The 21,441-nt window shown below is 71.0% G+C and carries 20 protein-coding genes, 1 tRNA gene and 1 pseudogene; 13 read left to right on the forward strand and 9 right to left on the reverse strand.

The annotated features are described in order from the left end of the window. Positions 1–107: 107 nt before the first annotated feature. The 5 genes from VSR01_RS14345 to VSR01_RS14365 are packed head-to-tail and all read left to right on the forward strand — an operon-like array spanning position 108 to position 3,577. Positions 108–539 carry a hypothetical protein gene (locus VSR01_RS14345; protein WP_326449598.1) on the forward strand — a complete coding sequence of 144 codons (432 nt, stop codon included), beginning with the start codon at positions 108–110 and terminating at the stop codon, positions 537–539. Next, positions 536–730, forward strand: a complete 195-nt coding sequence (locus tag VSR01_RS14350; protein ID WP_326449599.1) for a hypothetical protein — start codon at positions 536–538, stop codon at positions 728–730. Before VSR01_RS14345 ends, VSR01_RS14350 begins: the two co-directional genes overlap by 4 nt. Next, positions 727–2,163, forward strand: coding sequence for a replication initiator protein RepSA (gene repSA / locus VSR01_RS14355; protein ID WP_326449600.1), 1,437 nt, complete (start codon positions 727–729; stop codon positions 2,161–2,163). Before VSR01_RS14350 ends, repSA begins: the two co-directional genes overlap by 4 nt. Then, on the forward strand, positions 2,154–2,360 hold the full coding sequence (locus VSR01_RS14360) for an excisionase family DNA-binding protein (RefSeq protein ID WP_326449601.1): 207 nt from the start codon (positions 2,154–2,156) through the stop codon (positions 2,358–2,360). The genes repSA and VSR01_RS14360 overlap by 10 nt, the downstream gene beginning before the upstream one ends. Next, positions 2,348–3,577: a site-specific integrase gene (locus tag VSR01_RS14365; RefSeq protein WP_442785460.1), complete on the forward strand. Its 1,230-nt coding sequence runs from the start codon at positions 2,348–2,350 to the stop codon at positions 3,575–3,577. The genes VSR01_RS14360 and VSR01_RS14365 overlap by 13 nt, the downstream gene beginning before the upstream one ends. A gap of 117 nt (positions 3,578–3,694) precedes the next feature. On the opposite strand, the gene VSR01_RS14370 is transcribed toward VSR01_RS14365, so the two are convergent. The 7 genes from VSR01_RS14370 to VSR01_RS14400 form a co-directional block, all read right to left on the reverse strand. Then, positions 3,695–3,768: transfer RNA gene (locus tag VSR01_RS14370), tRNA-Ala, on the reverse strand. 101 nt (positions 3,769–3,869) lie between these two features. Further along, positions 3,870–5,225 (reverse strand): divisome protein SepX/GlpR, encoded by a 1,356-nt coding sequence (sepX, locus tag VSR01_RS14375; protein WP_326449603.1) that lies wholly within the window; start codon positions 5,223–5,225, stop codon positions 3,870–3,872. A gap of 118 nt (positions 5,226–5,343) precedes the next feature. Then, positions 5,344–5,970: a GNAT family N-acetyltransferase gene (locus tag VSR01_RS14380; protein WP_326453661.1), complete on the reverse strand. Its 627-nt coding sequence runs from the start codon at positions 5,968–5,970 to the stop codon at positions 5,344–5,346. After that, complete coding sequence (locus VSR01_RS14385; RefSeq protein WP_326449604.1) at positions 5,967–6,596, reverse strand: MogA/MoaB family molybdenum cofactor biosynthesis protein; 630 nt, start codon at positions 6,594–6,596, stop codon at positions 5,967–5,969. The genes VSR01_RS14380 and VSR01_RS14385 overlap by 4 nt, the downstream gene beginning before the upstream one ends. Further along, entirely contained in the window at positions 6,593–7,075 is a 483-nt protein-coding gene (moaC, locus tag VSR01_RS14390; protein WP_326449605.1) for a cyclic pyranopterin monophosphate synthase MoaC, read from the reverse strand. The genes VSR01_RS14385 and moaC overlap by 4 nt, the downstream gene beginning before the upstream one ends. Before the next feature lie 113 nt (positions 7,076–7,188). Next, on the reverse strand, positions 7,189–8,538 hold the full coding sequence (gene glp, locus VSR01_RS14395; RefSeq protein WP_442785461.1) for a molybdotransferase-like divisome protein Glp: 1,350 nt from the start codon (positions 8,536–8,538) through the stop codon (positions 7,189–7,191). Then, positions 8,510–9,424, reverse strand: coding sequence for a UTP--glucose-1-phosphate uridylyltransferase (locus VSR01_RS14400; RefSeq protein WP_326449607.1), 915 nt, complete (start codon positions 9,422–9,424; stop codon positions 8,510–8,512). The genes glp and VSR01_RS14400 overlap by 29 nt, the downstream gene beginning before the upstream one ends. A gap of 81 nt (positions 9,425–9,505) precedes the next feature. Here VSR01_RS14400 and VSR01_RS14405 point away from each other — a divergent pair, with 81 nt between their 5' ends. Continuing rightward, a complete protein-coding gene (locus VSR01_RS14405) occupies positions 9,506–10,120 on the forward strand; it encodes a 5-formyltetrahydrofolate cyclo-ligase (protein ID WP_326449608.1) in 615 nt (204 codons plus the stop codon). 40 nt (positions 10,121–10,160) lie between these two features. Here the strand turns inward: VSR01_RS14405 and VSR01_RS14410 are convergent. Continuing rightward, positions 10,161–12,877, reverse strand: a pseudogene (locus VSR01_RS14410) (penicillin acylase family protein). A 169-nt stretch (positions 12,878–13,046) separates the two neighbouring features. On the opposite strand from VSR01_RS14410, the gene VSR01_RS14415 reads away from it, so the two are divergent. The 5 genes from VSR01_RS14415 to VSR01_RS14435 all read left to right on the forward strand — a co-directional run bounded on the left by VSR01_RS14415 (position 13,047) and on the right by VSR01_RS14435 (position 18,458). Continuing rightward, positions 13,047–14,555 (forward strand): potassium/proton antiporter, encoded by a 1,509-nt coding sequence (locus VSR01_RS14415; protein WP_326453662.1) that lies wholly within the window; start codon positions 13,047–13,049, stop codon positions 14,553–14,555. A gap of 390 nt (positions 14,556–14,945) precedes the next feature. Further along, positions 14,946–16,112: an MFS transporter gene (locus VSR01_RS14420; RefSeq protein WP_442785462.1), complete on the forward strand. Its 1,167-nt coding sequence runs from the start codon at positions 14,946–14,948 to the stop codon at positions 16,110–16,112. A 66-nt stretch (positions 16,113–16,178) separates the two neighbouring features. Further along, positions 16,179–16,505: an FmdB family zinc ribbon protein gene (locus VSR01_RS14425; protein ID WP_326449609.1), complete on the forward strand. Its 327-nt coding sequence runs from the start codon at positions 16,179–16,181 to the stop codon at positions 16,503–16,505. Between the two features lie 133 nt (positions 16,506–16,638). Beyond that, entirely contained in the window at positions 16,639–17,496 is an 858-nt protein-coding gene (locus VSR01_RS14430) for an S-methyl-5'-thioadenosine phosphorylase (RefSeq protein ID WP_326449610.1), read from the forward strand. 662 nt (positions 17,497–18,158) lie between these two features. Further along, entirely contained in the window at positions 18,159–18,458 is a 300-nt protein-coding gene (locus VSR01_RS14435) for a hypothetical protein (protein ID WP_326449611.1), read from the forward strand. A 94-nt stretch (positions 18,459–18,552) separates the two neighbouring features. Here VSR01_RS14435 and VSR01_RS14440 read toward each other — a convergent pair whose 3' ends face one another. After that, on the reverse strand, positions 18,553–18,855 hold the full coding sequence (locus VSR01_RS14440; protein WP_326454013.1) for a hypothetical protein: 303 nt from the start codon (positions 18,853–18,855) through the stop codon (positions 18,553–18,555). Between the two features lie 113 nt (positions 18,856–18,968). On the opposite strand from VSR01_RS14440, the gene VSR01_RS14445 reads away from it, so the two are divergent. Further along, positions 18,969–20,153, forward strand: a complete 1,185-nt coding sequence (locus VSR01_RS14445) for a PLP-dependent cysteine synthase family protein (RefSeq protein ID WP_442785463.1) — start codon at positions 18,969–18,971, stop codon at positions 20,151–20,153. Positions 20,154–20,190: 37 nt separating this feature from the next. Further along, positions 20,191–21,402, forward strand: a complete 1,212-nt coding sequence (locus VSR01_RS14450) for a low temperature requirement protein A (protein ID WP_442785464.1) — start codon at positions 20,191–20,193, stop codon at positions 21,400–21,402. The last annotated feature ends 39 nt before the right edge of the window (positions 21,403–21,441 follow it).

The following is a 21,441-nucleotide window of genomic DNA, read 5'->3' on the forward strand; positions in this document are numbered from 1 at the left end:
CTGCTTCTGCTGTGCTCGCGCCGGTTGCCGCGTTACCTGCCCCCGCTGCCGTATCGGTTTACGAACTGTCGAACGCGGAGCGCCGGGTGGCGTTGTACGCGTCGGACATGCCGGATCGCTTCCGCTGGCACAAGGGCGACGACGCGCGGGTGAAGGCGTGGATCGTCCAGGGTGCTGAGCGTCTGGGCCTGGAAGAGCTGTACCGGGCGGCTGCCTTCGTCCAGAGCTACCGGCGCCTGTGGCTGGCCGGTCTGAACACCCCGGAGCAGGACGCGGCCCACGCCTCGCGGTTCCTGAAGGCGTCCCGGCTGGTGCGGGCCGAAGAGGCGGCCTCGGTGCTTCTGCTGGGCAACAAGGTGAGCGATGCCGCGCTGGCACGCTCCGCGCGCCCGCTGGTCGAGGGGCGTTGTAGGTGCGGGGGAACGGGCTGGCTGGGCGGCATGTTCGACCCGGACGACTCGGCCACCTGCTACCTGACGAACTGCCCTGGCCACAACCCCGAAGGCCGCGCCGTGCCCGCGCTGGGGGTGGCGGTGTGAGCAGCTTCGATCACGAGTGGGCTGATGAGGCGCTGACTGATGAGATCGCGCTCTACCTCGACGCGCAGCAGCCGAGTGTGACGGTGGAGTTCATTCGGGTGCTGGATGAGGCGTTGTGCGGTGAGTGGTGCGGGAAGCTGCGCGGTGAGTACCCGCCGGCCGGGCACGGTTACCCGCGGGAGGGTCTGTGACTGCCTTCCCCGTCCCCCCGGAGCACGTCGCCCCGGCCGCTGTCCACCTCGGCACCGACCCCGTGACCCTCGCTGATCTGCTGCGCGTCGCCGGTGATCCAGGCTTCGAGCGCTGGCAGGAGCAAGTGCGGCGTACCGGCGGTTGCTCGGACCCCATCCACCTGTCGGGCCTGACCGTGACCCGTGACCGCGCCTCGGGCAACGTCCTGTACTCGTACTCCACGGCCGGGGAGCCGGGCGGCCGGCTGCGGGTGGCGTGCGGGAACCGTCGTGCTTCGCGGTGTCCGTCGTGCGCGTGGCTGTACGCCGGGGACACCTTCCACCTGATCCGCGCCGGGCTGTCGGGGGACCCGGCCAAGGGCACGCCCCGCACCGTGCGCACGCACCCCAAGGTGTTCGCCACGCTGACGGCCCCCTCGTTCGGGCCGGTCCACAATCGTCCCGCTTCGGGCCGGTGCCGGTGCGGGGCCCAGCATGCCGACAACGCCCCCGAGCTGGGTACGGCCTTGGACCCGGACCGGTACGACTATGCGGGTGCGGTGCTGTGGAACAACCACGCGGGGGACCTGTGGCGGCGCTTCACGATCTACCTGCGCCGGGAACTGGCGCACCGTGCGGGGCTGTCGCAGTCCGCCCTGGGCGAGGTGTGCCGGGTCTCGTTCGGGAAGGTCGCGGAGTTCCAGAAGCGCGGCGCGGTCCACTTCCACGCCATCGTCCGCCTCGACGGCCCCGAAGGACCGGACACGGCTCCGCCCTCCTGGGCGAGTGCGGGCCTGCTGGATGAGGCGATCCGGGCCGCCGTGGGACGGGTCTCGGTCCCGGTGCCGGCCACGGGGAAGCGCCCCGCCGTGGTGCTGCGCTGGGGCACGCAGGTGGACGTGCAGCCGATCACGTCGGCGGTGACGGACGGCACGGAGCTGACCGAGCAGGCCGTGGCCTCCTACGTCGCCAAGTACGCCACCAAGGCGGCCGAGACCACCGGCACCGTCGACCGCAGGATCGGGGAGCTCCCGGAGCTGGACAAGCTCCCGGAACTACCCGACCACGCCCGACGCCTCATCGAAGCCTGCTTCGCCCTGGATGAGCACTACCCCGGCCGGATGCTGGCCCGCTGGGCGCACATGCTCGGCTTCCGCGGCCACTTCTCCACCAAGTCCCGCCGCTACTCCACCACGCTTGGCGCGCTGCGCCAGGTCCGAGCGGACTACCGGGCCCGCCAGGAACGACGGGAACGGGGCCTGCCCGACCCCGACGACGCCCCGGAGGGCTCCACACTGACCCTCGCGCACTGGACCTACGCCGGCCACGGACACACTCCCGGCGAATCCTGGCTCGCCCAACAGATCCACCGCGACATCACCGAGAGCCGGATCACAGCCCGTGAAGCGCTCGCCGAACTGCAAGACCCGGAAGGAGAAACGGCATGGCTGTAGCCGTGATCGAACGCAAGTGGCACACCACCGCTGAGGTTGCCGAGATGCTCGGCTTCGGCCTGTCCAAGACCAAGATGCTCGTGCTCACCGGAGAGATCCGTTCCGTCAAGATCGGACGCAACCGGCGCATCCTGCCTGCCTGGGTAGACGAGTACGTCAACCGCTGCGCTGAGCTGGCCGGGGAGTGGTTGGCGTGAGCGGGAAGCGGAGCAACGGAGAAGGCTCCATCTACCCCTACAAGAACGGCTACGCCGCGTACGTCTGGGTGACCAAGCCCGATGGCAAGCGGGCCCGGAAGTACGCGTACGGCAAGACCCGTGAAGAGGTGCACGCCAAATGGGTCAAGCTCCACGCCGAAGCGGCCCAAGGGCCAGTGGCCACCTCGACACCGACGCTCGGGCAGTACCTCACGCGCTGGTTGGCGGAGGTGGTCGAGCCGGATTTGAAGCCGAAGACGGCTGAGACGTACGCGATGCATGTCCGGCTGTACATCGCGCCGGGCCTCGGCGGGAAGCGTCTGGACAAGCTCACGGTGCGAGACGTGCGGACCTGGGTCAACGGCCTGCTGACTCAGTGCCAGTGCTGCGCTCAGGGTAAGGACGCCAAGCGGGACGAGCCTCGGTGCTGTGCGGCCAGCGACTGCTGCAAGCAGGTGGCATCACGCCGGACGGTGCAGGATGCGCGCGCGGTCCTGCGGTCGGCGTTGACGAACGCGATGACGGAAGAGGTGATCACGAAGAACGTCGCGGCTCTGGTCAAGGTTCGGTCCGGTCGAAAGGTGAAGCGTCACCCGTGGTCGGTGGAAGAGGCGCGTCAGTTCCTCGAAGCGGCGCGCGCTGCCCGTGATCCGCTGTACGCGGCTTACGTGCTCATCCTGGTTCTTGGTTTCCGGCGCGGTGAGGTGCTGGGCCTGACCTGGAACAACGTGAACCTCGACGTCGGAGAGGTGACCGTGGAACTCCAGTTGCAGCGCATCCGGCGGCAACTCGTTCACGATGAGACCAAGACCGAGGCATCGACGGCCGTGCTCCCGCTGCCTCAGATCTGCATCACCGCGTTGCAGCTCCGGCAGAAGGAGCAAGAGGCAGCCAAGCAAGCGGCCGGCGAGCTGTGGACCGCATCCGATTTCGTCTTCACCACGCGGTACGGTTCGCCGGTCGAGCCCCGCAACTTCAACCGCTCGTTCGCCTTCCGGTCCGACAAAGCGGGAGTACGGCGGATCAGGCTGCATGACACCCGGCACACCTGCGGCTCGCTCCTCGCCGCGCTCGACGTGCACCCCCGGGTCGCCATGCAGATCCTTCGCCACAGCAAGATCGCGGTCACGATGGAGGTCTACACGCACGTACCGTCCGAGGCGACCCGGAAGGCGTTGCGGAAGCTCGGCAAGCACCTTGGGCCGAGCAAGCCGTAGCGGCGCGACTTCCGCCGGCTTGTGTCGTCGCGGTTGAAGGTTCGTTGCTGTACTCCGCTGCTGTACGGCGCGGAAAAGCCCCTCCCCGATCATCTTGGGAGGGGCTTTGACCTGCTGTGGACCTGAGGGGATTCGAACCCCTGACCCCCTCGATGCGAACGAGGTGCGCTACCGGACTGCGCCACAGGCCCTTGCAACGAGGAAAACTCTAGCATCCCGGCGAGGGTGCTCGTGACGCGATATCCGCTGCGCCTGCCCGGTGTCCCCGGGGCATGAGGAGCGCGTCGACGCCCTACTCGTTGGCGGCGCGGGGGCGGTCGGGGTCGGCGTACTGGTCGAAGAGCGGGGTGCGGCTGGTGCGCGACCGGCGGCCCGGCGCCTGGGGCTTGTCGCGGCCCTCGGGCGTCTCCCGGGCGTCGCGGGGGCGGGGGTCACGCGCCTCGCGCCCGTCACGCCCGCGGGCGGCGTCACGGGACGGCGGGTGCGGCTCGGCGGGCGTCGTGCCCGAGCGCGCGGAACTCCACGTGTCGGGGGCGCCGAGGTCGATGCCCCCGGGCGTGCGGGGGGCGACCGGCGCGGTGACGTAGGTGGGCAGCGGCACGGGTACGGGGTCCCAGCCGTCGTCGGCGGCCTGCTGCGCCCGCTGCTGGTCGACCCACTCGGCGTGGTCGGTCTGCTCGACCACCGCGCGGCGGTCGGCCGTGCGGGGCGAGGCCGCGGAGCCGGAGGACGCCCTGCCGTGCGGCCTGTCGGCGGCCTGGGACGCCTGGGACGCCTCCGGCGCGGGAGACTGCGGGTGACCGTGTCCGGGACCCTGGACGGGGCCGTGAGCGTGACCCTGGCCGTGACCCGGGGCATGACTGGGGGCATGGCTGGGGGAGCGCTCCGGGGTGTGCGGGCGGGCGCGGCGGCTTGCGGGGCCGCCGGCCTTGCCCGCGGGGGCGGCAGCGCCCGCGGGGCCGGAGGACGCCTGGGGCGCGGCGGGGCGCGGGTGCTCCTCGCGCTCGTGCGGCGCGGCGGCCTGGCCTCGCGCGCGCAGCCTGCGCGCGGCCTCGGCCGCCTGCCGCTGGTCCAGGCGCACTTCGTAGCGGCGGCGCTCCTGGCGGCGCATCTGGCCGATGTAGAGCGTCAGCAGCACCGCGGGGATCGCCGGCGCCCACAGGAGCGCGACGCCGCCGACGGCAGCGGCGATCGCGCCCACGGTGAACGCGACGAACAGCAACGTGGTCGTACGGCGCCGGCGGGCCAGCACCTGGGCACGCGGGCTCTGGGTCCCCGGGGCGCCGTCGACGCCTTGGGGCGCGCGCGGGCCGTGAGCGGCGGCGCGGCCCGGGGCGGCGCGCCGGACGGGGCGCACCTCGGTCGCGGGCACGGCGAGGGCGCGGACGTCCACCGACGGGTCCGGCTCGACGGCGTCCTCGTCCTCGTCACCCTCGTCGGCGTCGGTCCCGGGCTCGGGGATCTCACCTCGGGCCCTGGCGACGCGTCGCTCCATCGCCGCACGCCCCGACAGAAGCCGGATGGCGGTGCTGAAACGTTCGGTCGGCCGCGCCTCGTTGAGTTCGTCCTGCCTACGGAGCCACATCGGCACCAGGTAGGCAGCCCAGGCCCCCACGATGACTGCATAGATGAGGCCACTACTGCTCACGCGCTACACGGTAGGGGTGATCGAGACACGCCATCCGCAATTTGGCCCGGTGTGTCGCACGATCTGGCTGATATGCCGAGAATTTTTTGCGATTGGCATTCCGCTTCGAACAATAGTCTTATTTGCGCGCCGTGTCAGTGCCCGGCCGCGCCTGCCGCCAGCGGTTCATGAGGCCGTCGGGGACCTCTTCCGCGGTCAGGGCGTAGACGAGGTGGTCGCGCCAGCCGCCGTCGATATGCAGATAGCGCGGGCGCAGACCCTCCTCCCGGAAGCCGAGCTTTTCGGCGACGCGGCGGCTGGGGCCGTTCTCCGGGCGAATGCAGACCTCCACTCGGTGCAGGCCGACACGGCGGAAGCAGTGGTCGACGGCGAGCGCGACAGAGGTGGGCATCACGCCCCGCCCGGCCACCGCCTCGTCGACCCAGTAACCGATGTGCGCGGAGCACATGGAGCCCCAGGTGATTCCCGCGACGGTGAGTTGACCCGCCAGCCGGCCCTGGTAGTCGATGACGAAGGGCAGCATGCGGCCGGCGCGCGCCTCGGCACGCAGATGGCGCACCATTTGTCGATATGTCGGTCGTTGGGCGACATGACCGGGGGGTGCGGGCGGCACGGTGGCCTCCCAGGGGCGCAACCAGTCGCGGTTGCGCCTGTTGACCTCGCGCCAGGCGCGCTGGTCGCGCATCCGGATCGGGCGGAGGGTGACGTCACCGTCGACCAGCTCGGCCGGCCAGGAACCGTTCAGCTCGGTCTCCCAGAGACGGAATCCGGATGATCACTCTTGTGGTCATCCGCGTGGACAGTGGTGTGGGCGGGCGGGTGATCGCCGCCGTTGATCTGATCGACGGCGTGTACGACGAGCGGAGCCAGTACGGCCAGGCCGTCCTTGACTCCTCCTGTGGAGCCGGGGAGGTTCACCACCAGGGTGCGTCCACTGACCCCCGCGACGCCACGGGAGAGCACGGCGGTCGGCACCTTCGCGGCGCCGGCGGCGCGGATCGCCTCGGCGATGCCGGGGATCTCGTAGTCGAGGAGGGCGCGGGTGACCTCGGGCGTCCGGTCGGTCGGCGAGATGCCGGTGCCACCGGTGGTGACCACCAGGTCGTATCCGGCGGCGACCGCCTCGCGCAGCGTCCGGCCGACCGGCTCGCCGTCCGGCACCACGCGCGGGCCGTCCACCGCGAAGCCCAGGTCGCGCAGGGCGGCGGCGATCAGCGGGCCGCCGCGGTCGTCGTAGACGCCTGCCGCGGCCCGGTTGGAGGCGGTGACGGCGAGGGCGCGGCGGGTTGTGGGGGGCGGGCCACCGGCGTGCGCGTCGGCACCGGGGCCCGGGCCGTGCCCGACCTCGGCGCCGTCCTCGGGGGCGGTCACGGCCGGTGCCAGTCGCCGGACTTCCCGCCGGTCTTCTCCTCGACGCGGACGTCGGTGATCACCGCGGCCTTGTCGACGGCCTTCACCATGTCCACGACGGTGAGCGCGGCGACGCTGACCGCGGTGAGCGCCTCCATCTCGACGCCGGTGCGGTCGGTGGTCTTCACCGTGGCGGTGATCTCGACGGCGTCGTCGGCGACGGCGAGGTCGACGGTCACCCCGGAGACGGCGAGCGGGTGGCACAGGGGGACGAGGTCGGGGGTGCGCTTGGCGCCCATGATGCCGGCGATCCGCGCGACGCCGAGCGCGTCGCCCTTGGGAACGCCGTCGCCGCGTAGCAGCTCGACGACACGCGGGGCGACCAGGACGCGGCCGGTGGCGCGGGCGGTGCGCGCGGTGACGTCCTTGCCGGAGACGTCGACCATGCGGGCCGCGCCTGCCTCGTCGATGTGGGTGAGGTGCTGGGGGGCGCTGCTCATCGTTCTCCCGGTGCGGTCTCTAGGGCAGACACCGTACCGGCCCTCCCCCTGTCGCGGTCCGCCGGGCCGCCGGGCGGTGCGGCGGTGGCGGTCGCCGCACCCGGCCGGGTGAGTCAGTCGAGCAGGACGACGTCCACCTCGGCGCCCCTGGCGACCGATGTGTCGGCTTCGGGGACGACGATCAGGCAGTCGGCGTGCGCGAGCGCGGCGACCAGGTGGGACCCGGCGCCACCCACAGGAGTGACCTTCCCGGTACGACGGTCGTACCGGCCGCGCAGAAACTGTCGTCTTCCTTCGGGTGACCTGTCGATCGCCTCGTCGCACACCGCCCGTACGACCTCCCGGTGAACGGGCTGCGCGCCCATCAGCGTGCGGATGGCCGGTCGTACGAACAGCTCGAAGGACACGTACGCGCTCACCGGGTTGCCGGGCAGCGCGAGCAGCGGCGTGCGGTCCGGGCCGATGCGGCCGAAGCCCTGCGGCTTGCCGGGCTGCATGGCCAGCTTGCGGAACTCGACGTGGCCGCCGACGTCCTGTGCGTCCTCGCCCTCCTCGAAGGAGTCGCCGATCGAGGACAGCGCCTCCTTCACCACGTCGTAGGCGCCGACGCTCACTCCCCCGCTGGTGACGACCACGTCGGCGCGGATCAGCTGGTCCTCGATGGTGGCGCGCAGCGTCTCCACCTCGTCGGCGACGCCGCCCACCCGGTACGCGATGGCGCCCGCGGCGCGCGCCGCGGCGGTGAGCGCGTAGCTGTTGGAGTCGTGGATCTGGCCGGGGCCCAGCGGCTGCCCGGGTGCCACGAGTTCGCTGCCGGTCGACAGGACGACCACCCGGGGGCGCGGGCGCACCCTGACGGTGTCCCGGCCGATCGCGGCGAGCAGGGCGATCTGCGGGGCCCCCAGGACCGTCCCGGCGGCCAGTGCGAGCTCCCCCACGGCGACGTCGTCGCCCCGCGCGCGCACGAACTGCCCCGCGCGGGCCGGCCGGTGCACCCGCACCTCGCCGCCGGCGCCGGCGGGATCGGTGCTGTGGGCGGCCATCTCGGTGGCCGGGCCGCCCCCGGTGCCGCCGTCGGTCCACTCCACCGGCACGATCGTCTCCGCGCCGGGCGGTATCGGGGCGCCCGTCATGATCCTGGCGGCTTGGCCGGGCCCGACCTCGGGGAGGTCGCCGCTGCCCGCCGCCACGTCGCCGATCACCTCCAGGACAGCAGGGTGTTCCGCGGTGGCCGCCTCGACGTCGGCGACGCGCACCGCGTAGCCGTCCATCGAGCTGTTGTCGAACGGCGGGAGCGCGGCCTGCACGGTCACGTCCTCCACCAGCACGCACCCCTGGGCGTCGAGCAGTTGCAACTCGATCGCCTCTAGGGGCTTCACCTGCGAAAGGATGCTTTCCAGATGTTCGGAGACGGACCACAGGCGGTCGGCGCCGTCACTCACTCGGGATCTCCTTGTCGACATAGCTACGAAGCCAGGTGCGGAAGTCGGGGCCGAGGTCGTCGCGTTCGCAGGCGAGGCGGACGATGGCGCGGAGGTAGTCGGCGCGGTCGCCGGTGTCGTAGCGGCGTCCGGTGAAGACGACGCCGTGGACGGGTCCGCCGGGGTGGTCGGGGGTGGCGAGGGTTTTGAGGGCGTCGGTGAGCTGGATCTCGTTGCCGCGTCCGGGTGGGGTGTGGGCCAGGACGGTGAAGACGGCGGGGTCGAGGACGTAGCGGCCGATGACGGCGTAGTGGGAGGGGGCCTGGCCGGGTTCGGGTTTTTCGACCAGGCCGGTGACGCGGACGACGTCGGGTTCGTCGGTGGGTTGTATGGCGGCGCTGCCGTAGAGGTGGATGTGGGCGGGGTCGACTTCCATGAGGGCGATGACGCTGCCGCCGTGGTGGTGCTGGACGGTGGTCATGCGGGTCAGGAGGGGGTCGCGGGGGTCGATGAGGTCGTCGCCGAGCAGGACGGCGAAGGGCTGGTCGCCGATGTGGGGTTGGGCGCACAGGACGGCGTGGCCCAGGCCGCGGGGGTCGCCCTGGCGGACGTAGTGCATGGTGGCCAGGTCGGAGGATTCGCGGACGCGGGCCAGGCGGGAGGCGTCGCCTTTGCGGGAGAGGGCTTCTTCGAGTTCGTAGTTGCGGTCGAAGTGGTCTTCCAGGGGGCGTTTGTTGCGGCCGGTGACCATGAGGACGTCGGTCAGGCCCGCGGCGACGGCTTCCTCCACGACGTACTGGATGGCCGGTTTGTCGACCACCGGCAGCATCTCCTTGGGCGTGGCCTTCGTCGCCGGCAGGAACCGGGTCCCCAACCCCGCCGCGGGAATGACCGCCTTCGAAATCCGCCCAGGGTGCGTGTGCGTCATGCGGTGCACCCTAGCGGCCTCGAATGTGTGGAAGATGAAGAACCGATGGTTGGCGGCTGATAGGCGGCGGTTGTGCATGATATGACGAGCGTCCGGGCGCTCAAGGCGGACCTGCGGACGCGGCTGCTGCGGGAGCGGCGCGGCCTGAGCGCCGAGGACCGGCAAGCGGCTGCCGCCGCCCTGGCCACGAGGGTACGCGAGCTGCCGCGGCCCGCGGCGGTCGCCACCGTCGCCGCCTATGTGTCGACGGGCACCGAACCCGGCACCCGCGAGCTGATCGACGCCCTGCGCGCCGAGGGCGTACGCGTGCTGCTGCCGGTGCTGCTCCCCGACAACGACCTCGACTGGGCGGTCTACGACGGCCCCGAGGCCCTGCAGAAGGCCTCGCGCGGGCTCGTGGAGCCCGTGGGGCCCCGGCTCGGTCCGCAGGCCGTCACACAGGCGCACACGGTCCTCCTGCCCGGACTGGCGGTGGACGGCCGCGGGGTCCGTCTGGGGCGCGGCGGCGGCTCGTACGACCGCGTCCTGGCACGCCTCGCGGACGCCGGCGCCCGCCCGGCGCTCGTCGTGGTCCTGTACGGCCACGAGGTGCTCGCGTCTGTTCCCCGGGAACCCCACGACCACCTCGTGGACGCGGCGCTGACTCCGGAGGGCGTCCGGGTCTTCCCCAGGGCGCCGGAACGGCCCGCGCGGTGAGCCGGGCCGCCGTCCGGGCGGGCCGGGGCGGCCGGGAGCGCTACGGGGTGAGCGCCATCTTCGCCTTGGCGGCCCTGTCCACCTGGTCGTCGGAGAAGTACCAGGGAAGCAGCTCGCCGTCCGCCCACTTGCGGGTCTGGTCGGTGTAGTGCGGGTTGTACGCGTGGCCGGACGCACCGGTGAGGTTGATCCAGCGTGACTTGTCGAAGTCCTGGAGGTTGACGATCATCCGCATCGACGGCACCCAGACGACGTCGTAGCCGCCCGCGGCGTTCCATCCGGTGGCGTCCACGGCGGCCTCGCCGCCGCTGAGCTGGTAGGGACCGCGGTTCAGCAGCCACTTGACGACACCGGGACCGTCGGTGCCCAGGGTCTGGTTCTTCAGGTCCAGCTTGTGCAGCCGGCCCAGCTCCAGGTGTCGATGTCCTTGCCGAGCTTGGCGGTCAGCTCGTAGCGGGCGTCCTTCATGGCCTGCGCGAGGAGTTGGTCGCGGTCGCTGCGGTGCGCCTTGTCCTGGTCGGTGCCGAAGAACGCCGGTGTCGACATGACCCACCAGGGGCTGTTCTGGTCGTCGATGATGTTGCGGACGACCTCGAACCAGCGGTCGCCGCCGTCGGGCTGCGCCTCGTCGGGGTCCCGTTCGCCGCACTCCTCCACGGTGTCGCTCTTGCCGTCGAGATTGTCCACGGGACCGGTCTGGCCGGCGGGCGGCACCCGCAGGCACTGTCCCTTGGGGCGCAGTTCCTTGGGCAGCTTGTTGCCGAAGGCGAGTTTGAGGACGTTGCGCCACACGGCGTTGAAGTACGCGGCGGCGGCGGAGTCGGAGTCCTGGTTGTAGTCCCATCCGACGAGCAGCTTCTGCGCCTTGCCGACGTAGTCGCCCTTGTCGCCGGTGAGGTGGATCTTCGTCAGCAGCGGCACCAGGAGCTTGGCGATCTCGCTGCTGTCGTCGTTCTGCATGGACTGCATGTCGTCCATGGAGATCTTGCCGCCGTCCTTGATCTTGGACGCGATGAGGTCGTTGATCCGCTGGCTGCGGGTGCCGTAGTCCCAGTCCTCCGTGAGGAGGTAGGGGTACTTGCTCTGGTCGATCACCGGCTGGTTGGCGGTGACGATGTAGCCGCGCGGGGGGTTGTACTCGTAGGGCATCGACGCGAAGGGGATGTAACCCTTCCACTTGTACGCGGAGTCCCAGCCGGGCTGCGGGTAGGTGCCGGTGTCGCCGGCGGGGCGGATGGGCACCTGGCCGGGGGCCTGGTAGCCGATGTTGCCCTTGGTGTCGGCGTAGATCAGGTTCTGCGACGGCACGGCGAAGTCCTTGGCGGCGTCGCGGAACGCGGTGAAGTCGGTCGCCCGGTCCAGCTCGAAGACCGCGTCCATGGTCTTGGACGGGCTGAGGGCGGTCCATTTGAGGGCGACCGCGTAACCGCTGTTGACGCCCCCGGGGGGGTCGCTGACGGGCGCGGTCTTCCCCACGGAGGTCAGTTCGTCGCTGCGGTCGGAGACGATCGGCAGACCTTCCTGCGTCTGCCGGACGATGATCGTACGATCTTTTCCGCCGGCGACCTTGATGGTCTCCTTGCGGGTGACGAACGGCTTCTGCCTACCGTCGTACAAGTACGTGTCGGCGGTCACCTTCTCCAGGTACAGGTCGGTGACGTCGGCGCCGAGGTTGGTCATGCCCCAGGCGATCGACTGGTTGTGTCCGATGACCACGCCGGGCATGCCGGAGAACGTGTAGCCGGCCACGTCGTACGGGCAGGCCGGGCCGACCTGGCGGCAGTGCAGCCCCATCTGGTACCAGAGCGACGGAAGCTGCGGCGCCAGGTGCGGGTCGTTGGCCAGCAGCGGCTTGCCTGTCGTCGTATAGGCGCCGGAGACGACCCAGGAGTTGGAGCCGATGCCGTTGCCGGACGGGCCGAGCAGCGCGGGCATCTGGTCGATGATCTGAGAAATGCCGGCGAGTTGCGCGTTCACGCCGGCGTTGAGGCCCTGGGGGCCGTCGGAGCCGGCCGGTTCATATGTTCCGGTGATCTGATCGACGGTGCCCGCGTCGACGATCGGACGATTGCGGTCGTACGGGTACGCCGGGTACAGCTGCTTGATCTGCGCCTGGCTGAGGCGACTGGTCATCAGCGCCCGGTCGATCTCGTCCTGCATGTTGCCGCGCAGGTCCCACGCCATGGCCTTCAGCCAGGCGACGGAGTCCACGGGCGTCCACGGCTTCGGCTTGTAGCCGTGGACCAGCGACAGCGCCTCGAATTCCACGGAGAGGGCGGCGCCGCTGTGGTCCCGCAGGTAGGCGTTGACGCCCTCGGTGTACGCCTGGAGGTACTGCTTGGTCTTGGCGTCGAGCTTGGTCTCGTACTCCTGCTGTGCGATGCCGTGCCAGTCGAGGGTGCGCAGGAAGGCGTCGGTCTCGACCTGCCCCTTGCCGAACATCTCCGACAGCCGCCCGGAGGTCAGGTGGCGGCGCACGTCCATCTCGTAGAAACGGTCCTGCGCCTGGACGTAGCCCTGTGCGCGGAAGAGGTCGTCCGGGGTGTCCGCGTAGATCTGCGGGATGCCGTTGGCGTCCCGCTTGACGTCCACCGGCCCGGTGAGCCCCTTGAGCTTCAGGGACCCGGTCGTCTGCGGGAAGGAGGCGTGCACCGTGCTGACGCCCCAGTACGACCCGTAGCCGATGCCCGCCACCAGCAGCAGCACTATCGCGATCACGATCAGGCGTAGGCGGCGGGACTTCTTCCGTGCGGGCATCGCTGTCCTTCGAGGGGCAGGTGGACCGGAGATCAAGTGCTCGTGGTGCAAGGGCAACCATAGGCGTAAGTCGTTTGGCGCAAGGACGCGGCGTCCGGGTGACCAGACCGGTGGACCATGCATCGTCAAGGGCGGGTAAAATATTAGGTAAGGCAATGAAGTTGAAAGGATCGGGCCCCTGACTGTCCACCACCTCAACGAGATCCTGCTGATCGGTGCCGCCGTGCTACTGGTCGCCGTCGTCGCCGTGCGGCTCGCCTCTCGCAGTGGGCTGCCGACCCTCCTCGTCTACCTGGGCATCGGTGTGGTCATCGGACAGGACGGCCTGTTCGGTTTCACCTTCGACGACGTCCAGCTCACCCAGGTGCTGGGCTACGCGGCACTGGTCGTGATCCTCGCCGAGGGCGGTCTGGGGACGAAGTGGCACGAGATCAAGCCGGTGGTGCCGGCGGCGGCGGTCCTGTCGACGGTGGGCCTGCTCGTGAGCGTCTTCGTGACCGGAGCCGCGGCGCACTACCTGGTGGACCTGGAGTGGCGGCAGGCGCTGATCATCGGGGCGGTGGTGTCGTCCACGGACGCGGCGGCGGTCTTCTCGGTGCTGCGCAACATCTCCCTCGCCAAGCGGGTGACCGGCGTCCTGGAGGCGGAATCGGGTTTCAACGACGCACCTGTGGTCATCCTGGTCGTCGCCTTCTCCAAGACGGGCGCGGTGGACCACTGGTACACGCTGATCGGCGAGATCGCGCTGGAGCTGGTCATCGGGGCGGCGATCGGCGCGGCGGTGGGGTTCATCGGGGCCTACGGCCTCAAGCACGTCGCGCTGCCGGCGTCGGGGCTCTACCCCATCGCCGTGATGGCGATCGCGGTGGGCGCCTACGCCCTCGGGGCGACCGAGCACGGTTCCGGCTTCCTCGCCGTCTACGTCGCGTCCCTCATACTCGGCAACGCCAAACTCCCGCATCGCCCGGCCACCAGGGGCTTCGCCGAAGGACTGGGCTGGATGGCGCAGATCGGACTCTTCGTACTGCTCGGTCTCCTGGTCACCCCGCACGAGCTCGGCGACGACATCATCCCGGCCATCGTCATCGGGCTGTTCCTCACCGTGGTCGCCAGACCGGCGTCGGTGGTGGTCAGCCTGCTGCCGTTCGGCATCCCCTGGCGCGACCAGGCGCTGATGTCGTGGGCGGGCCTGCGCGGCGCCGTCCCCATCGTGCTGGCGACCATCCCGATGGTGGCGGGAGTGGACGACAGCCGGAGGATCTTCAACATCGTCTTCGTTCTTGTGATCGTCTACACACTGGTGCAGGGCCCGACGCTGCCGTGGGTGGCCCGGCGCCTTCACCTCGCCGACGCCGACGCGAACGGAACGGATGCCGCGGACCTCGGCATCGAGTCCGCGCCGCTGGAACGCCTGCAGGGACACCTGCTGTCCGTCGCCATCCCGGAGCGCTCCAGGATGCACGGCGTGGAGGTCAACGAGCTGCGCCTGCCGACCGGCGCCGCGGTCACGCTGGTCGTCCGCAACGGCTCCAGCTTCGTGCCCCTGCCGTCGACCGTGCTGCAGCGCGGTGACGAGCTCCTCGTCGTCGCCACCGACCCGGTGCGCGACGCGGCGGAGGACCGGCTACGGGCGGTCGGACGCGGCGGCAAGCTGGCGGGCTGGCTGAAGGACGCCTGAGCCGGTGGCGGACCGTCTGGCCCGGCGGCGGCTCGACGGGGGACCGCGACGCCCGTCACCCAGGAGAGGCCGCCCCAGGCATGCCCCAGGTATTACGTATGATGAACCGGTACATGTCGAGTGCAACCTCCGTCTGACGCAGGGCCGGCGCGGACACCACCCGCGCACAGCGGACGGCCTTCGGCGTGCCGGTGTGACGAACCGCCCGCGCGCTACCAGACGGCAGAAAGTCCGGATCGTGGCATCCAAGGTGCCCACCTCCTCCCCAGCCTCCTCCCCCGTCCGGGAACGACCGTCCCAGCCCGCAGGTCCGGCTACCGGCAGCTGCTCGGCACGCCGGGCGCGTGGGCGTTCCTGGCGCCGGGGTTCGCGGCGCGCCAGCCGTTCGCGATGCTGACCATCAGCCTGGTCCTGCTCGTCGAACACACCACCGGCTCGTACGGGACGGCGGGCTCGGTGGCGGCGGTCACCGGAGTCTCGATGGCGTTCTGCGCCCCGCGCGGAGGGCGCCTCACCGACCGGTACGGCCAGCGGGCGGTCCTGTTGCCCGGCGTCGCCCTGCACGCGGCCTCGGTGACCGGCATGGTGGCGCTCGCACTCGCCCACGCTCCGGCGTGGGCGCTGCTGGCAGCCGCGGTTCCGACCGGCGCGACCGTCCCGCAGATCGGACCGATGGTGCGCTCCCGGTGGGCCGTGGCCCTCGGCGGGCAGGACGGGGCGCTGAAGGCGTCGGCGGCGGCGTTCGAGTCGGTGACGGACGAGTTCACCTTTGTCATCGGCCCGGTGCTGGCCACGGCTCTGTGCACCTCGGTGCACCCTGCGGCCGGTCTGGCCGCCGAGGCGCTGCTCACCCTCATCGGAGGCGTCCTGTTCGCGACGCAGCGCAGGTCCGCGCCCGCGCCCCGGGCGGCAGCCGGCGGTCAGGCTGTCGAGCACGCCTCCGCGCTCTCGTCTCCCGGGCTGCGTGCCCTCGCGGTCGCGTTCCTCGGCATCGGGGCGGTCTTCGGCGGCATGCAGGTGTCCCTGACCGCGTTCACCCATGACATCGGGCGCCCGGGGCTGAACGGCGTCCTGTACGGCATCTTCGCTGCCGGAAACATGCTCGCCGGGGTGATCTACGGCACGGTGTCGTGGCACCGGGGCCCGCGCCTGCGGCTCATGGCGTCCTACACGGCTCTGACCGCCGCGTGCGCGCCGTTGTGGGCCGCGCACTCGGCCCCCCTGCTGGGCGGGCTCGGCCTGGTGACGGGGCTGTGCATCGCTCCCGCACTCATCACGGGCTACACGCTGGTCGACGCCCTGGTGCCGGCGGGCGCTCGCACCGAGGCGTTCACCTGGCTCACCGGGGCGGTCGCGCTCGGCCAGGCGGTGGCGGTCACCACGGCCGGCGTGCTGACCGACCACGCCGGCTCCCACGCGGGCTTCTTCGTGCCCTTGGCGGGCACGGCGCTGGCCCTGGCGGTACTGGTCGGGCTGCGCGGCCGGCTGGTCCCGCGCCCGCACGGAGTGGTCGCCGCGGGTGCGATCGGTCACCGTGCGCCGGTCGCGGTGGACTGACGGCGGGAAATACTGCACTATTGAGCGTCGTTAGCACTCAACGAATGCGAGTGCCAGGAGGAGCAAGTGCCGACGTACCAGTACCAGTGCACCGAGTGCGGCGAAGCCCTTGAGGCGGTGCAGAAGTTCACCGATGACGCACTCACCGTGTGCCCCAACTGCGATGGACGCCTGCGCAAGGTTTTCTCGGCGGTGGGCGTGGTCTTCAAGGGTTCCGGGTTCTACCGGACCGACAGCCGCGGCTCGTCGACGAGCAGCAGCCCGGCGGCCAAGAGCAGCGGTTCGGACACCAAGTCGTCCAGCGGCTCGTCCACGTCGGAGTCGACGTCCTCGTCCTCTGGTTCCGCTTCCGCATCCTCCTCGTCGTCCTCCAGCAGCACCTCGGCGGCCTGAGAACAGCGCGAGCACGTTCGCGAGCACGCCGGCCCGCCCACGCGGCCGCGAAGCCTGACGAAGATCTTACGAACCCCCGTCGCCACCACGGCGGGGGTTCGTGCCGCCGGTTTCGCCGCATAGGGTGATCGCCATGGCGCAGAGCAGCAGCGGAGTGCAGGCAGCGGCCGAGATCGGCGTGATCGGCGGCTCGGGGTTCTACTCGTTTCTCGATTACGTGAGGGAAGTCACAGTCGAGACCCCGTACGGTCCTCCCAGCGATTCGCTGTTCCTCGGCGAGGTCGCGGGGCGGAAGGTGGCGTTCCTTCCGCGGCACGGACGTAAGCATCACCTGCCGCCACACAAGATCAACTATCGGGCGAACCTCTGGGCGCTGGCCTCGGTCGGGGCACGGCAGGTTCTCGGGCCGTGCGCCGTGGGCGGGCTGCGGGCGGAATACGGCCCCGGCACGCTTCTCGTGCCCGACCAGCTCGTGGACCGTACGAAATCGCGCGCGCAGTCGTACTTCGACGGCGAGGTGCGGCCGGACGGGCAGGTTCCGAACGTCGTCCATGTGACGTTCGCCGACCCCTATTGCCCGGTGGGGCGGCGCGCCGCGATCGACACCGCGCGGGCAAGCGGCTGGGAGGCCGTGGACGGCGGAACCTTGGTCGTCGTGGAGGGCCCGCGGTTCTCCACGCGCGCCGAGTCGGTGTGGCATGCGGCGCAGGGGTGGTCGGTGGTGGGGATGACCGGACACCCGGAGGCGGTGCTCGCCCGTGAACTCGGGCTTTGCTACACATCGTTGACGCTGGTCACCGACCTGGACGCGGGCGCTGACACGGGCGAGGGCGTGTCGCACGAAGAGGTGCTGGAGGTGTTCGCGGCGAATGTGGGGCGGATGCGCGACACGTTCTTCGACGTGATCGGCGCGCTGCCCGACAACGACACGCGGAAGTGCCTCTGCGTGAATCCGCTCGGCGGCCAGGAGCCGGGCATCAGCTTGCCGTAACCGCACTCGTCCGCCAGACATGCCGCCGGCGCGCGGCAGTGTCGCGCCGACGGGCGGCGCGGGGCGGACGGCGACCCGGCGCCCGAGCCCGCCTTGCTCGGGTCGCTCGGCTCCGCAGGACCCATTCTGCCCGTCGCCGTGCGAAGGGCCGGAAAGTTATCCACAGGCTGTGGGTTATCCACAGGCGGCTCGGCACGATGTCGGTTCGCTGAGCGAAAGTGGACGGCGTCGGCCCGGTCCGTGGTCGGCGTCCGCTCCCTGCCAGGCGGTGATCCGTCATGTCCTTCTCCAGCCGTACCCCGGTCCGTGCGCGGCCCACGCACTCGCCGTACGCGCCGTCGCGAGCGGCGAGGCCCGCTCTGCCCTGCGTCTCCCCTGCCCCGCCGGTGCCCGAGCCGCATCTGCCGCCGCGGCACGATGTCCCCCATTTCGAGCCGATCGTGCCGCCCGTCCCGGGCGTCAGCCGGCTCGCGCGCCACTTGTTCGGCCGACGCCGGGTACTCGCCGCGAGCCTCGCCGTGGCGTCAGCGGCGTTCGCGGTGTCAGCCGCCCGCGGCGACGCCCCGGCCCGTGTTTCGGCAGGCCCATCGTCGCCTCCTCCCGCACCGTCACGAACAACAGCCCACCATCCGCCACCGAGCGACGTGGTCGTGCGCGCACCCGTGAGAATCGCGGACACCGCTGTCGCCGGCATGCTGCGTCCCGGCGACAAGGTGGACGTGCTGGCAGCGTCACGGGTCGTCGCCACCGGAGCCACGGTCGTCGCCGTGCCGTCGCTCAAGTCCACGGACCCGAGCGAGGCCACAGGCAGTGCCGACTCCTCTGATTTCGCAGCGGCGCTCACCGGCCGGGCCGATGGCGTCCCCGGCGGGACCCTGGTGGTCCTGAGCGTCCCGCGCCGTACTGCGGCTGCTCTGTCCGGAGCAGCGGCCTCGTCTCCTCTGGCGGTGACACTGTGCTGAACGAACTGAGCACGGCGCTGGATCGGCTCGTGGAGAAGACGGCCGCCGCGGCGGCCCGGCTGTGGAACGGCGCGCAGTGGGTGGCCGAACGTCTTCAGAGGTGGTGGGGCGGCTTCTCGTTGATGAACCGCGTGAAGTCGTCATCGAAGCCGTCGGAGGATGAGCTTCCCCAGCCGCGGTCGGAGTCGTCGGGAGAACGGCGGTCCAGTGGATCGTCGAAGACGAGCGCGGAGCCGGCCGCGGCGGGTGACGGCGCGGCGGCGCCTCCGGCGGGGACTTCGGCACCGGATGCAGCCGCGTTGCCGGACGCCGCTCGCCGGCCGTCCGAGGATGGCGCCCCGACGCCGGAGCCGGCGGCGGCAGGTGAGGCGTCCGTGCGGTCGTCGGCTGTGCTCATGCCCCCAGGGTACGACGCGCTCTCCGCCCCTGACGCCGCCGTCCGGTCCAAGGGGGTGTACGGAGATGCTCCAAGTGTCCGTTTGAGGCGGGCCGGCGGATATACCTGGCCTCATGACGACGCCCGATCCGACGCGGTCCCCCGCCCCGCCGCACAACGCGCTCCACGCGGGGGAGGTGGACATCGACCGAAGCGACCGCCCGTACCGTCTCTGGTTGAGCGATGCTGTGGCGAAGGTCCATGCCGACGCCAACCGGTCCGCCGATACCCATTTGCTGTCAGTGCCGCTCCCGGCGGACTGGGGCGTCGACCTCTATCTGAAGGACGAGTCGACGCATCCGACCGGGTCGCTCAAGCACCGCCTGGCCCGTTCGCTGTTCCTGTACGCGCTGTGCAACGGGTGGATCCGCCCGGGACACCCGGTGATCGAGGCCTCGAGCGGGTCTACGGCCGTTTCGGAGGCGTACTTCGCCCGGCTGATCGGTGTCCCCTTTGTGGCCGTGATGGCGCGTGGGACCGTGCGCGCCAAGGTGGAGCTGATCGAGTTCCAGGGGGGCCGATGTCACCTGGTGGACGACCCGTGCGAGGTGTACGAGACGGCGGCGAGGCTGGCACGCGAGACGGGCGGCCACTACATGGACCAGTTCACGTACGCGGAGCGGGCGACCGACTGGCGGGGCAACAACAACATCGCCGAGTCGATCTTCCGGCAGATGGCGGAGGAGCGTCATCCGGTACCGGAGTGGATCGTCGCCACGGCGGGGACGGGCGGAACCTCGGCGACCTTGGCCCGCTACGTCCGCTACGCGCGGGCGACGACCGGGATCTGCGTGGCCGACCCGGAGAACTCGGCGTTCTTCCCGGGCTGGCGGGACGGCGACCCGTCCGCGACGACCGACAAAGGGTCCAGGATCGAGGGCATCGGACGGCAGCGCGTGGAGCCGAGCTTCGTGCCGGGCGCGATCGACCGGATGATGCGCGTCCCCGACGCCGCGTCGATCGCAGCCGTCCGCGTCCTGGAAAGCCTCCTCGGGCGCCGCGCCGGCGCATCGACGGGGACGGGGCTGTGGGCGGCGTTCCGGATCATCTCGGAGATGCGTGAGGCAGGTCGGCACGGCAGCGTGGTGGGGCTGATCTGCGACCCGGGAGAGAGGTACGTCGAGAAGTACTACTCGGACGCCTGGCTGGCGGAGCAGGGCATCGGCATCGGCCCCTACACGGCACGCCTGGAACGCTTCCTGGAGACCGGGCACCTGGACGGGCCCGAACCGGAACGGTCGGCCCGAGGGGCGAGTTGAGCTGCGCCGGGGCCACGGTTGCCCCATGGTGTCTTCCATGAGTGATCCCACTTCGCCGTCCGGCCCGACCGCTCCCCTCCAGCGTGCCGGCGTCTTGCACAAAATGACGGCACGGAGCCGTTCCGAGCGGCACCGGGCGTCCACGCCGCTCGAGTTGTTCTTCGATCTGTGCTTCGTCGTCGCGGTGGCGCAGGCCGGCACCCGGCTGGTGCACGCCGTCGCCGAAGGCGACACGGGGCACGGAGTGGTCGGTTATCTGATGGTCTTCTTCGCCATCTGGTGGGCGTGGATGAACTTCTCGTGGTTCGCCTCCGCCTACGACACCGACGACGTGCCGTACCGCGTGACCACACTCGTACAGATCGTGGGTGTCCTCATCCTGGCCGCAGGCGTGCCGCGGGCGTTCGACGACAGCGACTTCCGGCTGGTGGCGATCGGCTACGCGGTGATGCGGCTGGCGCTGGTGACGCAGTGGCTCCGGGCCGCCTGGGCCGCCCGGGACCATGCCGCCGCCGGGAGCAGAGTGACGGCGCTGCGGTACGCGGGCGGGGTGACGTTGTGCCAGGTCGGCTGGATGATCCTGCTCCTGCCCCACGGTGCGCCGCCGGTGTGGGCGTTCGTGCTGCTGGCTGTCGCCGAACTGGCGGTGCCGCCGCTGGCGGAGATGAGCGCGCCCACGTCGTGGCATCCCCACCACATCGCCGAACGGTACGGGCTCTTCACGATCATCGTGCTCGGGGAATCGGTGTCGGCGGCGACCGTCGCGGTGCAGTCGGCCGCCGACGAGCACGGGACGTCGGCGCAGCTGGTGCCGATCGCGGTGGGGGGTCTGCTGATCGTGTTCGCGGCGTGGTGGATCTACTTCGCGGTTCCCATCCACGACCACCTGGCCTCCAACAGGCAGGCGTTCTTGTGGGGGTACGGGCATTTCGCGGTGTTCGGTTCGGCAGCGGCGATCGGGGCGGGGGTGGAGATCGCGGTCGAGCAGGCGACGGGTAAGGCGGAGATCTCCACGCATGCCGCTTCGGCGGCGGTGACCGTGCCGACGGTGGTCTTCCTGCTGACCGTGTGGGCGCTGCACGCGCGTCATTACAAGCAGGGCCTGGCGCAGCAGTTGATCCTGCCGGTGGCGGCGGTGGGCGTTCTGGCGTGCACGGTGGCGGGGTCGCACGCGGTGTTGTGGGCGGGGCTGGTGTGCGCTGCGGCGGTGGCCGCGGGAGTGGGGCTGGAGGCACGCGGTCGGCGGTGACCGCTCCGGACGCCCGGGCTCGCTCCCGGCCGGCGGGTG

It is taken from the genome of Actinacidiphila sp. DG2A-62 (genome assembly GCF_035825295.1).
Lineage (GTDB): Bacteria > Actinomycetota > Actinomycetes > Streptomycetales > Streptomycetaceae > Actinacidiphila.